Genomic DNA, 14,023 nt, shown 5'->3' with positions numbered 1-14,023 from the left:
ACAACCTAGCTCATTGGTCGGAAACCAATCACTCATCAAACGAATACCAACCACAAAACCTGCACCGACAAAACCTAGCAAAAAACGCGATAGTGCCAAGGTGTTGTAATCTTGCGCGAATGCAAAGGTAAAACAGGGAATCGCACCAATGGACAAAATCGCGGCATAAACAATGCGCGGACCAAAACGATCGGTCAACATACCAATAATAACGCGAGCAGGAATGGTCAAGGCAACGTTCAATATAAGCAAAGTTTTGACTTGATCTTTAGTCAGATTAAGTGTTTCACCAATCGCTGATAGAAAAGGCGCATGATTAAACCAAACAAAAAAAGTAAGGAAAAATGCCATCCAACCTAAATGTAGGATTTTATTTTTGCCCGTAAATGATAAGACATTTAGTTTATCGCTGCTGGGTGCAACGGGGGTTGATGATGACATAGGCGACTTCCTCAAATGATTAACTTTTGGTTAATGACAACATGCTAAGTATTTAAAATGCTAAGTATTCAAACGAACCATCAAAAACAGGTACTCAAATTAATTATTAGAATTAAGCAATAAAACTAAGTATTTTTCGTGTTTTCAATCTGAGTATTAGCCTTTAAATGCGCCAAAAACAGTTACTTAAGCTGAGAAATATTCAAAAAGAATGGGAGTCAACACAATGTAGAGCAATGCAATGCTTGTGCCAGTTGGTTTTATAAACATTAAAAATCAGTATAAAAACAATCTTTTATTTGATACTACAAAAACTCTTTAGGTCATATTTACAGTAGCCATACGATAATTATCTAGGTATAAATTATTTTTTTATTAGTCATGAAAACAGTACTGCCAAACCGTACGCCTCACCTGTCTCAACAACATTAATAACAACCAATTTGGGGCAAACGCTCATCTATTTTGGTGCATGCACCATAGATGTAATGTGCTAAGTAATTATTATTCATCATAATTTTATTACCCAAAACAATCACATTACTAGATTTTCAAAAACATCCAGACATAAGCAGGCTATGCCGTAGCAGTCCCTTCGGGCATCACCTTATGGTAATAAGATGCTTTCACAGCCCTCGCACTGGCATGATTATTGAATGTTGTACATTAGTAGTCATCAATCGCTTAGCATCAGCCATTGATGACAAAATTAGCCGTTTATGGAATAAGGCTTATATAGGCAGCGGCCATATTGGAAGCAAACCATTACTAAGGATAGGCGTATGAATAGCACGACAGCGAGCACAGCAGAAAGAGGCAATTTGGTAGTGATTGGCAACGGTATGGTTGGTCATCATTTTATTGAGAGAGCCATCGAACAAGGACTACATCAACAATTTGATATTCATGTTTTTGCTGAAGAAGATCGCCCTGCTTATGATCGTGTATACCTATCGAGCTATTTTGAACACAAAGATGCCAGTAAGCTAAATTTGGTGGATTTGAGTGCCTATGAGCTGTCAAAAATTAACTTACATCTAAACCAACGTATCATCAATATTGATGCAGCCAATCAATGCATCACAACAGAATCAGGTGAGCAAATTGATTATAGTGAGCTGGTGCTGGCCACTGGCTCATACCCATTTGTACCACCTATTCCCGGCCGTGAGCATGCCCACTGCCACGTGTACCGAACCATTGCAGATTTGGATGAGATTTTGGCCATTGCCGAATTACCCGCTGTCAAAAAGGGCGTGGTGGTTGGCGGCGGCTTACTAGGGCTCGAAGCTGCAAAAGCACTGGTCACACTAGGCCTGGATACCTATGTGGTTGAGTTCGCGCCGCAATTGATGGGCGTTCAGCTTGATGCGGCTGGTGGCGATATTTTAAAGCGCAAAATTGAGGCATTGGGCGTCACTGTATTAACGGGCAAGAATACCAAAGAAATTATAACCAACTCTTCATTTGATCCAAATGATACCAGTACCGACGCTCACTGCTTAACCATGCAGTTTACAGACGACACTATTTTAGACACCGATATGATCGTGTTTAGTGCCGGTATCAGGCCACAAGACAGTATCATCAAAAACAATCCAGAATGCGGGATTGAGATGGGTGGCCGTGGTGGTATTTTGATCGATGGCCAGTGCCGTACCAACGCCAACCATGTATACGCTATTGGTGAGTGCGCAGTATGGGATAACAAAGTCTTTGGTTTGGTCGCACCTGGCTATAGTATGGCCAGTATCTGCGCGGCACAAATTGCCGGTCAAGAAGCGCAAATATTTACTGGTGCTGATATGAGTACCAAACTGAAGCTAATGGGTGTCGATGTTGGCAGCATTGGTGACGCGCATGGCAAAACTGATGACAGTTTAAGCTACTTGTATCAAAACCCAGCCGAAGGTATTTATAAAAAATTGGTGACCACAGCAGACAACAAACACTTGCTTGGCGCTGTATTGGTCGGTGATACCGAAGATTATAATAATTTATTGCAGCTATATTTAAATGATATTGACCTACCCGCTCATCCTGAAAGCCTGATATTACCCAATGTCGAAAAACCCGTCATGGGCATTGAGAACTTACCAGACACCGCGACTATTTGCTCTTGTTATAACGTGACCAAAGGCACCATTTGTTCAGCAGTTGAAAACGGTGCTTACTCCATTGCTGATGTAAAAGCTGCCACCAGTGCAGGTACGGGCTGTGGTGGCTGTGCACCGATGGTAAAAGATACCGTTAGCTATCAGCTGACCGCTCTTGGGTTTGAGGTGAACAATAATTTATGCGAACACTTTGCCTACTCGCGCCAAGACTTGTATAACTTGGTTCGCGTACATGGCATCAGAACTTTTGATGAACTACTGACCTCACATGGTAGCGGCCATGGTTGTGAGACTTGCAAACCAACCGTTGCCTCTATTTTAGCCTCATGCTGGAACGATCATATACTGAAATCAGAGCTGACCCCATTGCAAGATAGCAATGACTACTATTTAGGTAATATTCAAAAAGATGGTACTTATTCGGTGGTTCCAAGAGTACCTGGCGGTGAGATTACCGCAGACAAGCTCATTGTGCTTGGACAAGTGGCAAAAGAGTTTAATTTATATACCAAAATTACCGGTGGGCAACGGGTTGATTTGTTTGGTGCACGTATGGAACAACTACCAGATATTTGGAGCCAGTTGGTTGAAGCAGGATTTGAAACAGGTCACGCCTATGGTAAGTCATTACGTACTGTCAAATCTTGTATTGGCAATAACTGGTGCCGCTATGGCGTCGATGACAGCATTGGTCTCGCGCTAAGACTGGAAGATCGTTACAAAGGTGTACGCTCACCGCACAAAATCAAAATGGGCGTGTCTGGCTGTATGCGCGAATGCGCCGAAGCACAAAGTAAAGACTTTGGCATGATTGCAACAGAAAACGGCTGGAATCTATTTGTCTGCGGTAATGGTGGTATCACCCCGCGCCATGCTGAACTGTTTGCCACCGATCTCGATACCGAAACCATGGTTAAATATATCGACCGCATCATCATGTTTTATATCAAAACAGCCGACAAACTTCAGCGTACTTCCAAATGGCGTGAAAGCTTAGAGGGCGGGCTTGAATATTTACAATCCGTTATCATTGACGACAGCTTAGGTATTGCCGATGAACTCGAAGCACAAATGCAGCTATTGATAGACAATTACGTATGCGAGTGGGCAGCAACCATCAGCAATACCGAAAAGCTCAAACGCTTCCGCCATTTCGTGAACAGTGAAAAAGGCGATGATAACGTGGTGTTTGTACAAGAACGAGAGCAAATACGTCCAGCCACTGATGCTGAAAAAACCACTATTAAGTTGGTTGAGTTGGCTTAGTTTCTCATCTGATGCTGCTGATACTTTGTGATGCATGACTCTTCGCAAAGTATCATTCAACTTAACGCATTCGTTTGCTTATGCACTCATTAATTGTAGCGGTACATACTTAAGGATAACGCCTCATGAACCAACATACCATTTGTACTCTTGACGATATCATACCTGACACCGGTGTTTGTGCACTAGTTGATGGCAAGCAAATTGCTGTTTTTCGTACCACCCAAAATGATTTGTTTGCCCTTGATAATTACGATCCTTTTAGTCAGGCCAACGTACTATCGCGTGGGTTAATTGGTGGCACTAGCATTGCAAGTGACACTGGTACGACCGAAGATGTACTGTACGTTGCCTCACCTATTTATAAGCAGCGCTTTAATCTTGCTACTGGACAATGCTTGGACGATGCTAATACTAAAATTAATTCATACCGAGTTGGACTTGATATTAATAATGTGATCATTTTTAGTGAGTAGTTTTTAGTGAATAGAGTTAAGGTGTGTCATCATTTAAAGTACAATGCTTAATACACCTTATTCTGCATCTTTTTCTGCACGCCGATCACTGGCAGACTGATCTTCAGCCACGCCTGCCTTCCAATAAGAAAAAGCATATAGCTCGTCTTTCGACCACTTCTGCTCACCTTTCAAATACTGACGAATGGCTTTGACGGTTGCAAACTCACTAGCAATGTAAGCAAAACGACTTTGATTTGCGCTTGGTAGTTTTATAGATTTAACCGTATCAGCCAACTGACTGCCTTGCGTAGGATCGGCATTATGTAACCACGTCATTTCGATATTGGCTGCAGTTGGCAAATCTTGCTCGTCCTCTGCATCATGCACTTCAATAATACAGTGGCCACTAGTAGTAGCAGGCAGGTCTTGTAATATCGCGCCAAGCACTGGTATAGCCGTGGCATCACCCACTAATAAAATATGGTCTGTTTCAGGATAAAGCGCTTTGTTTTTGGGCTTCATCATCACACCTAGTTCATCACCTACTTGCGCATGCGTGGCCCAGCCTGAAGCTGGCGCTTCATCACCATGGGCGACAAAATCAATCCAAATCTGTTGTTTTTCAACATCAACGCCGCGATGGGTATAAGTACGCATCACAAAGCTGGACTTATCCTCTAAATCAAGCGCTTGGGTTTTATCTATCGGTATGGCAACTTTATTATTTACCCCAACAGTCATAGTCGCGATATTAGCGATAGTGGCAGGCTGTGCTGTTAAGCAAACACGAATATAATGCGGGGTTAGCATTTGCTTATCAGCTACGGTCATGACTTCTCTTACGGGTTTTTGATTTATCATAGTTATAAGACTCTTCTCTTGTATTCAATATTTTATGGGATTAAACCGTTTTTTATCATCATCACTTTATTTTGCTATCATTTTTACTTTATGGTCATTCTGCGGTCGTCGCTGCTTACCCTTGCTTTAACCAATCAGTCACCGCTTGCTTAAAACTAGGGCGAGCCATAACCGCATTTTTCCAGCGCTCAAAGTGTGCATACTGAGAAAAAGGATAGCCTGCTCTATTTAAAACAACCAGTTGTGGAATCCAAGTAATATCTGCCAACGAAAAGGCATCGCCAAATGGCTGGTTAATATCCCGATATAATCTGCGCTATTTTTCTTGTTTGACAGCAATTTATCTCATTTTTATCACCATGCTGAAATGAAGACACGCCCTAGTTCAAATAAAAAATATTCATTTATCGTGTTTAAGCAATACTCAACTTAAATATGCGCGATTAACATTTTGATATAGGCTGTTTCAAACCGCTTTGTCATTTAGCTTTGGCTATTTTTGACATTGTTAATCATAGTCTTACTCACTTGTAAAAACGCATTGAGCTCAGCCTCTGTTAAGTGTTGCGTTAACTGTTCTCTCGTCCACTCTTCTGCAGCGTTTAACTTTGCCATCACAGCCTTGCCTTTGGCGGTTGGCTGTAGCAACTGGCTACGACCATCTAAAGGATTGTCTTTTTTAACGATTAAATCAGCGACCAAAAGGTCGTTCAATGCGCGAGTGACTTGTGCTTTGTCACGTTGCATACGCTGAGCGATCGATTTTGCGGTGACCTCAGGATTTTGACAGACGCCTTTTAATGTTCTGATATGCGTCACAGATAAATCTAGCTCTTGACGTTTGACCCCTTCAAGCAACAGATTAGTATAGGTATGTATCAATTGATGTAAGGTTTCGCTTAATGCATATTTAGACATACAACACCTCCTATATAGTTGATAAAAGCAACTATATACAATAAGGTTGATTGTGTCAACTAATTATAAGTCTAATAAGTCGTATTACTTTATAATGGTGAGTTAGGCCGTTGCCAGTACAAACACATTGACACATAAATAGATTAACGCCACAATATTACAAATACTAATGATTATCAATAGCATATAAATTTTTATGTTCTTCTCTTATTACTGAGCCACTATGCCCTCTCGCACTAGCATTTCTTTATATCACATGATTTGGGCGCATTATCGCCTACCTTTTCTCAAAGTTATTTTACTTAATTTAATTAATGCTGCTGTCAGTGTGGGTATCATTGCTTATATCAACCACACTTTTATCAGTCAGCCTGTCTTTGATACATTGTCCTTGCTCAGTTTGGGTTACTTTTCAGCCTTGGTCGTACTGCTGCTCATCACTACTTTTTTATCACAGTATGCACTGACATGCTTGGGACATAAGTTCGTCTATGAGCTCAGGACAAAGCTGGTCAAGCAAATTATCGATACACATGTGCCGCAAATAGATCATTTGGGTAGCGCGCGGTTGCTTGCCAGCTTATCTTCAGACATACAATCTATTACCGTTGCCTTTGTACGTATGCCTGAATTGGTACAAGGCATTATTTTGTCTGTGGGTGTAGCGCTATATCTAGGTTGGTTGTCGCTGCCGTTATTGTTTATCATCATGTTTTGGATTGTGATGACCATTTGGATAAGTACTATTTTAGTCAAACATGTCTATATTCACTTAGTTGAACTACGAGCAATTAATGATCTTTTGTATCAAGATTATCAATCCGTTATAGATGGACGTAAGGAGCTGTCACTCAATCAGCACCGCGCCAAAAAGCTCTATAACGATGACTTTCTGTCTCATGCAAATGCATACAAAAAGGCTGTTATCAAATCTGATACCTACCACTTATCTGCTGTGAACTGGTCTAATATCATGATGTTTGCTTCGATTGGTGTGGTGTTTGCGGTAGCGAACTATTTAAATCTACCGATGAGTGTTGCAACTACATTTTCCTTAACGATTTTGTTCATGCAATCCCCTATTCTTCACGCCGTTGGTGCTTATCCGACCTTGCAAACGGCGCAGGTGGCGCTAGACAAAATACAGTCTTTTAAACTGGCTGATTACCAGGCAGAATTTATGACTGATCACGTGACAAAAGACTGGCAGTCCCTGTCGCTAACCAACGTCGGCTATCGCTATGACAGTATCAAAACTGAAACGCAGAATACGAATATATTAGAATCGGTCAACCTCACTTTGAACCGTGGTGAGGTAGTGTTTTTAATCGGTGCCAATGGTAGCGGAAAATCCACTTTGGCCAAAATTATCACAGGCATTTTTACACCGACCACAGGCTCTATAAAAGTGGACGATCAGCTCATTGGCTCAGGAGAGAACTCAAAGAATAATGCGGATTATAGGCAGCTATTTTCTGCTATTTTTAGCGATCAGCATCTGTTTAAGCAACTGATTGGCCATCAGGGTGATAGTCCTGATATGACGCTGGTCAACGATTGGGTGCATAAATTGAACTTGCAGGATAAAATTGAAATCGTAGACAATCAACTATCGACAGACAAGCTATCCCAAGGTCAGCGTAAGCGATTGGCGATGCTACTTTCAGTCGCCGAACAAAAAGAGTTTTTGTTGCTTGATGAGTGGGCGGCTGACCAAGATCCTGCGTTTCGCCGCGTGTTCTATCAGACACTGATACCTGAGCTAAAGGCGAGGGGAAAAACCCTATTTATCATCAGTCATGATGACGGCTACTTTGAACATGCAGATCGGTTGCTACTGATGAAAGAAGGCAGGTTAATTGAACTGAATGCAGAAGAGCGAAAGCGTGCCAGTACAGACGCCATTGCGATGTTGTAACGCATACGATCAAAAATCTAAAAAAATGGGGCAACTTATTATAAGTCGCCCCACTACAGAAAAATACAATCGACTAGACACGTGCCGCTGCAATGCCTTTAACCCACAAATATACCGCTTTTGCTTATTTTAGTAACTTCTGTAGAAATGCAACACGAGATATTACCAAAAAATCTAACAATGCAATGACCAAAATAGCAATTATCGCTGTTGGAAATATAATCGCGACTATCAATAAAGGAATAGCAATTGGCCACCAAATGGAGAACTGCTGACCACGTGCTGGCGGATTTAGTCCTATACTTTCGCTAGTACTGCGAGGACGACGTTGCCACCACATGACATAACCGCTCACACTAATAATGACAACAAAAAGACAAAACAGGACATTGGCCAACACACTCCACCACCCTAGCGTACCCATATGAATAGCAATACCTGCTGCCATAAACTTGCCAAAGGCATTGTAATCGTCGTAGTGAATATCAGCCAACACCTTGCCCGAATAGCGGTCAATGTGTACGGTGCGATCAGCGGTTGGACTTGTCATGTCATAGCTCATCGAATCTTGGCTGAGCGTCCACACCCCTGTTTCACCTTGTGGTAGATTCAGCTGATAACGCCCGACAAATCCAATTTCACGGGCGTATCGGTCTACCGTATCGACCATAATGGGTAGATTGGGCGCGATGCCATCTTTACCCATCGTTGTGCCCGAGACTGGCATCGGCGTCAGCTCAAGCACCCAAGGAACTTCTTTTGTTTTGCCCGAGTTTAGGACACTACCATGTGTGGGCGCATCTGTCGCGGCGGCACCATGAACATGAGGCTCTGGCGCTGATTCATTCGCTGGGGCACTGTGTTGACTATAATCAATCGACACTGGCATCGGAGCCACGCCCCACTTACCTGCAGGAAACTGGCTCCACGCCTGAACAACTCTCTCACCCCACACGCCTGCCCATGCCATTCCTGATATGCAAAAAAATAGCAGCAAAATCGACACCCAGCTACCCAATGTCGCATGAATGGTACGGATAAAGGAACGTTTTTTCTTGTTGGCTACTGCCTCATTAGGTATCAGCATGGCTTTGAGTGATTTGCGTTTTTGCCACCAAAGATACCAACCCGACAAGATCATTAAGATAGTCAGTGCAGCGGCGGTTTCTAAGAGGTAGTCACCTGTTTTACCAATCAATAAATCACTATGAATATTATTGAAAGTATTATAAAGACTACTACTGGCAGGCGTGCTGTTGACGACATCAGCCGTATAAGGGTTCACTGCCACCATATTAGTCTGGTCTTCTGATTTGACCTGAAACAAGGCGACGGTATCCGCATCACGAGGCGCAATATATTTAACGAGTGTACTATCGGGCAAAGTACTAAGCGCGTTTTTTGCTTGTGTAGAGACTGGTGCTGTCAGCATTGATTCTGGCGTAGCGATGGTCAAACGATCACCGTCTAAACCGACCGTATTAGACATAAACAACATACCTAAAGCGGTTACAGACAAAACGATTAAAAAAGGCGCGACAAACATGCCCGCATAAAAATGCCAACGCCATACTGTAAAATAGCGATGGCTATTACTGATTGACTGATTGCTTTCTCTACTCATAAATATGACCCTGAATATTCTCTGACTGCCTAGAATACGCCCTAATTAGCAACATAAATCTATTAAAATAATATCGGCTGTATCATACGAGAAAACTTATTTAAAGACCACTGTTTATGTAGTCAAATTTAAATAACATCGGGGCAATGTTAGGGCGTGTTGAATACCAAATACGAACTAGTATAAGAAAACCAAACGAGATCATAGCTTGTCATGTTGTACCTTTCTCAGAACTCTCTCACTGTAATTTTTTAATGATAATAGTAATCATTAGTGCTATTATTCTTTCTAATATTCAATCATCTAGATTAAAGACATTCCATTTCATGAATAATATTTAACAGGACATATGATGCGACTCCAGTTAGCCTCTGAATCTATCCGAAAAAAACACCTTACCGTAGCAGTACAGATTGGCTTGATCATGAGTATCAGTCAGCTGGCTTATGCTGAAACTACCTATACCGAAGACTCGCTAAGTACGTCCGAAACAGAGAACGCTGAGACAGCGATCCCATCGACTACTTTAGATGCCATCACCGTCTATGCCGATAGCTACCGGAGCACAGGTACAAAAACTGCATTAGACCCTGAAGATGCACCAATGAGCTATACCAGAATCGATCAAGACCTGCTACAAAAACGCCAAGCGGACAGTGTCAGTGCTGCGCTACGTTATGAGCCAGGTGTCAGCTCTGAGAGTCGCGGTACAGTGACTATCTTTGATGAAAACAGAGTTCGTGGTTTTAAGACTTTATCGAATTTTTATGACGGTCTAAGACTGCCTTACGATGGGGCTTGGAACCTCATGCCACAAGTCGATGTCTATGCAACAGAAGCGGTAGAAGTGGTCAAAGGCTCGGCCTCTTCACTGTATGGTTATACAGCACCTGGTGGCATGGTCAACCAAATTGCCAAAACACCTCAAAGCACCCAAGAAACGGAAGTGCAACTACGACTGGGTAACCAAGACCTAAAAGAAGTAGGCATCGATACAACCGGAGCGCTCACAGACAGCTTGAACTATCGTTTTGTGGCATTAAAGCGCAAAAAAGACGGACAAATGCAAACCACAGAAGAAGAGCGCACGCTGATTAATCCATCGCTTGAATGGCAAGCGACAGATGACGTGTCGGTACTTGCTAACCTCTTTTATCAAGATGACCCAAACATGGTACCCTCTACCCCACTGCCTTCAGTCGGTACCGTCTATAACGCCAGCTATGGCAAGTTAGATAGCGATGCCTATGCAGGCGACGAATGGAATAAGTTTAGCAAAGAAGTATTCATGCCGAGTGTCACTGTAAACTGGGATATCAATGATCAGTTAACCTTCAAACACATACTGCGCTACACCGACTCTGAAGCAGAGCAGCGTAATATGTACAACTCAGGTGGGTATGTCAGCGGTAGTGACACGATACTGAACCGTGTGGCTTACACCACCGATGAAAGCATGAAAAACTGGACCACAGACAACCAGTTGGCTTATCAATTCGATACGGCAAATACTTCTCATAACTTATTGTTTGGTGTTGAGTATCAAGAGACAGATAGCACTGCTGATTACTATGATGCTGGTGCAGATGGTACACCAAACCTTGATTTGTCCAATCCAGATTTTTCGCAAATCAATGCCAACACCCTACCATTAGATGTCTACAGTCAGTATGAGGACATCGAACAAAGCCAGCTTGGTTTTTATGTTCAAGATGAGATGACATGGAAAGATTGGACGGTAGTGGCAGGTTTGCGTCATGATAAATTCAAAAGCCTCACCGACCAGACCAAAGCTTCTCAAGGTGTAATATATAGTGTCCAAGAAATTGACAATGACGCATCAGAGACCAGTGGTCGTCTTGCTGCTATTTATAATTTCGATAATGGCATCTCGCCGTTTGTGAGCTACTCACAATCGTTCCAGCCAGTCGTTGGGAGTAATTTCGTGACCAATGAGCCGTTTGAACCCACGACGGCCGATCAGCTAGAAGCTGGTATTAAGTATCAATCATCAGATGGCGGCACCAAAGGAACATTGGCGGTATTTGATATCAACCAGCAAAATGTCGTGGTATCAGATTACATTAACTATAGAAATCAAACCCAAACCGGTGAGATTGCATCTAAAGGATTTGAAGTCTCAGGCAGTCATATGCTCAATGACTGGGTAGATGTCGCTGCGAGTTACAGCTATACCGATGCTGAAATTACCGAAGAAGAGATTAACCCCGAAGTGGTCGGTAACACGCCAGCGCAAACAGCGAAACACAAAGCCACGCTGTGGGCAGACTACTACGCCACAGACAAGCTAACGCTTAATGCCGGGGTTCGCTATGAAAGTGGCATGCAAATCGACAGACAGAACACAGATGAGCTACCAAGTGTGACATTGGTAGATGTTGGCGGCAGTTACGAAGTCAACCCTACCTTTACTGTGGGTGCGAGTGTCAATAATCTGTTTGATAAAACCTATGTCAGCTCTTGTTATGATACAAATAACTGCTGGATGGGACCAGAGCGCCAAATGGTCGTCAGTGTAAAAGCTAACTTCTAAGCACAAAAAAGCTGGCTATTGTAATAATAGCCAGCTTTTATCAATATCATAGATAAGAATATCGATCGAAAATTTATAACGCCAATATAGAAAACCCAAGTGGCTCGGTCAATTACCAATCACAAACCTATTACTTGCTCTAAATGTCCCGTTTTAATATATAGCGTAACACCTTCTAACCCTGCCTTTATCTGCGACTGCTCTCCTACTGGCAAACGTATCCAACTACCTCGTTGATAAACCTGCCCATCATCTATTAGACTGCCCGCTACAACCAATAACTCTGTACCACCAACACCACTAATGCTATCTTCGTCGAATACTACTTCGCCTGCATTGAGACGCTGCAAACTTACTTGCTCGCCATCATCAGAAAACAGAGGACAGATATCACGACTGCCTTGGCATTGCCAATTGTCATCATCATGAGTATCAATAGCGACATAGCGATCTTCATCAGATGGCATTTGTCTGAGCTTAACGAATATCACTGCGCCTTCATCACTATATGGCGTATGACCTGACGATGGTGGATTGCGCAAATACCAGCCTGCTGGATAATGTGTGTCATCTGCAGAAAACATGCCTGACAATACCAAAATCTCTTCACCATTTGGATGCATGTGATGCGGAAAGTGAGAACTCGGAGCATAACGCACCAGACTGGTGGCGCGCGCTTTTTCTTCACCCACGCGATCCAGCATCACCCGTTCTACACCGCTCTGCGGTGAGTTTATCCATTGTTGCTCTTCAACTGCAAGCGCTGCGCGACAAGAAAAATCTGCATTAATAAGCATAAAATAGTGTCCAAACAAGTTCGTTATGGTTGTATCAACTGACCATTATCGCACTAAAATAACTGGCGACAAGGTGCTAGCGATAAGCTCTGTTGTGGTACTGCCTAGAAACAGCTGCTGTAATTTTGAATGACCATAAGCACCCACTACCATAATATCGATGTCGTTTTCCGCTTGAAAGGCTAACAAGCCATTGACCGCATCAGCCGCTGATAAATGATGCGCTTCCACCACAAACCCCGCTGCTTCTAGTTGTGCTGCAGCGGCACTTAAGCTTTGTTTAGCGGTATCATTGTGACTGCCTATCATAACGATATGACCTTCTAAACCTTTTAAGACAGGGCTTCTAGCAACCATCGATGCCGCTTTAATAGCGGTTTTGCTACCATCAAACGCGATCATATATGAACTGGGCGCTTTAAAACTTTCGGAGCAAATCAATATCGGAATATCAGAGGCACGGGCGACCGTTTCTATTTGACTACCAATATTGATGCGACTGTTTTTGTGGTCTTCTCCGCGTCGACCCATGACAATAGCACGATTTTCTGTCTTAAAATTCTCGATAGCAGGTAACAGCTTGCCACGGCGCTGATAGATGCGGACATTCACTCCATCAAAATTGGCTTGGAGATGGCTTTTTGCATCTTCTACCAATGCATTACTATAACTGTTGACCACTTTGGCTCTTTGTTCGTCCATTTGGGTCAGCTCTTCTAATAAAAACTGGCGGCTGTTTACCCCTATCGCACCCGATAAATCACGTCTGGTCGATGCAGGAACCTCACTGACATGTAGCAATCCTACCGGTATGTTCAGTTTACTGGCATACCATGCTGCATAGTCACAAACCGATTCAGTGACTGCCGATCCGTCAATACAGGCTAAAACATGCTGTGTTGTGGTCATAAGCTATCCTTAAATTTTATGGTTTATTGTTTTATTATAAAATCTGAAATCCTTAACTTGATAATAACCAATTTATAGTGCTGCATCCAGTGATCTATATCGGTAGCTACAATAGAGTACGTTAGATCGATTTATCAATCACTGCTAACGATAGCCTGAC

The 14,023-nt window shown here is 42.7% G+C and carries 11 protein-coding genes; 4 read left to right on the top strand and 7 right to left on the bottom strand.

Annotation, left to right across the window (positions count from 1 at the left end):
- Window positions 1–441, bottom strand: a 441-nt coding sequence (locus ACT3RN_RS10560) for an MFS transporter (protein ID WP_444518612.1), incomplete at its 3' end; no start/stop codon positions are given.
- 782 nt (window positions 442–1,223) lie between these two features.
- Between ACT3RN_RS10560 and nirB the strand changes: the two genes are divergently transcribed.
- Both nirB and nirD read left to right on the top strand, forming a co-directional pair.
- Entirely contained in the window at window positions 1,224–3,824 is a 2,601-nt protein-coding gene (gene nirB, locus ACT3RN_RS10555; RefSeq protein ID WP_192520159.1) for a nitrite reductase large subunit NirB, read from the top strand.
- Between the two features lie 125 nt (window positions 3,825–3,949).
- Entirely contained in the window at window positions 3,950–4,300 is a 351-nt protein-coding gene (gene nirD, locus ACT3RN_RS10550) for a nitrite reductase small subunit NirD (RefSeq protein ID WP_192520158.1), read from the top strand.
- Between the two features lie 57 nt (window positions 4,301–4,357).
- Here nirD and ACT3RN_RS10545 read toward each other — a convergent pair whose 3' ends face one another.
- The 3 genes from ACT3RN_RS10545 to ACT3RN_RS10535 all read right to left on the bottom strand — a co-directional run bounded on the left by ACT3RN_RS10545 (window position 4,358) and on the right by ACT3RN_RS10535 (window position 6,061).
- On the bottom strand, window positions 4,358–5,143 hold the full coding sequence (locus ACT3RN_RS10545) for a siderophore-interacting protein (protein ID WP_192520157.1): 786 nt from the start codon (window positions 5,141–5,143) through the stop codon (window positions 4,358–4,360).
- A 115-nt stretch (window positions 5,144–5,258) separates the two neighbouring features.
- Window positions 5,259–5,441: a glutathione S-transferase family protein gene (locus ACT3RN_RS10540; protein WP_318779545.1), complete on the bottom strand. Its 183-nt coding sequence runs from the start codon at window positions 5,439–5,441 to the stop codon at window positions 5,259–5,261.
- A gap of 185 nt (window positions 5,442–5,626) precedes the next feature.
- On the bottom strand, window positions 5,627–6,061 hold the full coding sequence (locus ACT3RN_RS10535) for a MarR family winged helix-turn-helix transcriptional regulator (protein WP_192520155.1): 435 nt from the start codon (window positions 6,059–6,061) through the stop codon (window positions 5,627–5,629).
- 223 nt (window positions 6,062–6,284) lie between these two features.
- Between ACT3RN_RS10535 and ACT3RN_RS10530 the strand changes: the two genes are divergently transcribed.
- Window positions 6,285–7,979, top strand: coding sequence for a multidrug ABC transporter permease/ATP-binding protein (locus ACT3RN_RS10530; protein WP_225739259.1), 1,695 nt, complete (start codon window positions 6,285–6,287; stop codon window positions 7,977–7,979).
- A gap of 124 nt (window positions 7,980–8,103) precedes the next feature.
- On the opposite strand, the gene ACT3RN_RS10525 is transcribed toward ACT3RN_RS10530, so the two are convergent.
- Window positions 8,104–9,603, bottom strand: a complete 1,500-nt coding sequence (locus ACT3RN_RS10525; RefSeq protein ID WP_192520154.1) for a PepSY-associated TM helix domain-containing protein — start codon at window positions 9,601–9,603, stop codon at window positions 8,104–8,106.
- A 352-nt stretch (window positions 9,604–9,955) separates the two neighbouring features.
- Between ACT3RN_RS10525 and ACT3RN_RS10520 the strand changes: the two genes are divergently transcribed.
- Entirely contained in the window at window positions 9,956–12,157 is a 2,202-nt protein-coding gene (locus ACT3RN_RS10520) for a TonB-dependent siderophore receptor (RefSeq protein ID WP_192520695.1), read from the top strand.
- A 119-nt stretch (window positions 12,158–12,276) separates the two neighbouring features.
- Here the strand turns inward: ACT3RN_RS10520 and ACT3RN_RS10515 are convergent, their stop codons facing one another.
- Both ACT3RN_RS10515 and ACT3RN_RS10510 read right to left on the bottom strand, forming a co-directional pair.
- A complete protein-coding gene (locus tag ACT3RN_RS10515) occupies window positions 12,277–12,954 on the bottom strand; it encodes a cupin domain-containing protein (protein WP_192520696.1) in 678 nt (225 codons plus the stop codon).
- A 45-nt stretch (window positions 12,955–12,999) separates the two neighbouring features.
- Window positions 13,000–13,863, bottom strand: coding sequence for a universal stress protein (locus ACT3RN_RS10510; protein ID WP_192992493.1), 864 nt, complete (start codon window positions 13,861–13,863; stop codon window positions 13,000–13,002).
- Window positions 13,864–14,023: the final 160 nt, after the last annotated feature.

It is taken from the genome of Psychrobacter sp. AOP5-GZ1-6, from assembly GCF_052376345.1.
Taxonomy (GTDB): Bacteria; Pseudomonadota; Gammaproteobacteria; order Pseudomonadales; family Moraxellaceae; genus Psychrobacter.
The sequence above is the reverse complement of the archived record's forward strand: the minus strand, read 5'-3'. Positions and strand labels throughout refer to the sequence as shown.

Bases quoted from the DNA above. Each gene is read 5' to 3' on its own strand.
- nirB (WP_192520159.1), top strand. From the start codon at position 1,224: ATGAATAGCACGACAGCGAGCACAGCAGAAAGAGGCAATTTGGTAGTG.
- nirD (WP_192520158.1), top strand. From the start codon at position 3,950: ATGAACCAACATACCATTTGTACTCTTGACGATATCATACCTGACACC.
- ACT3RN_RS10545 (WP_192520157.1), bottom strand. From the start codon at position 5,143: ATGATAAATCAAAAACCCGTAAGAGAAGTCATGACCGTAGCTGATAAG.
- ACT3RN_RS10535 (WP_192520155.1), bottom strand. From the start codon at position 6,061: ATGTCTAAATATGCATTAAGCGAAACCTTACATCAATTGATACATACC.
- ACT3RN_RS10530 (WP_225739259.1), top strand. From the start codon at position 6,285: ATGCCCTCTCGCACTAGCATTTCTTTATATCACATGATTTGGGCGCAT.
- ACT3RN_RS10525 (WP_192520154.1), bottom strand. From the start codon at position 9,603: ATGAGTAGAGAAAGCAATCAGTCAATCAGTAATAGCCATCGCTATTTT.
- ACT3RN_RS10520 (WP_192520695.1), top strand. From the start codon at position 9,956: ATGCGACTCCAGTTAGCCTCTGAATCTATCCGAAAAAAACACCTTACC.
- ACT3RN_RS10515 (WP_192520696.1), bottom strand. From the start codon at position 12,954: ATGCTTATTAATGCAGATTTTTCTTGTCGCGCAGCGCTTGCAGTTGAA.
- ACT3RN_RS10510 (WP_192992493.1), bottom strand. From the start codon at position 13,863: ATGACCACAACACAGCATGTTTTAGCCTGTATTGACGGATCGGCAGTC.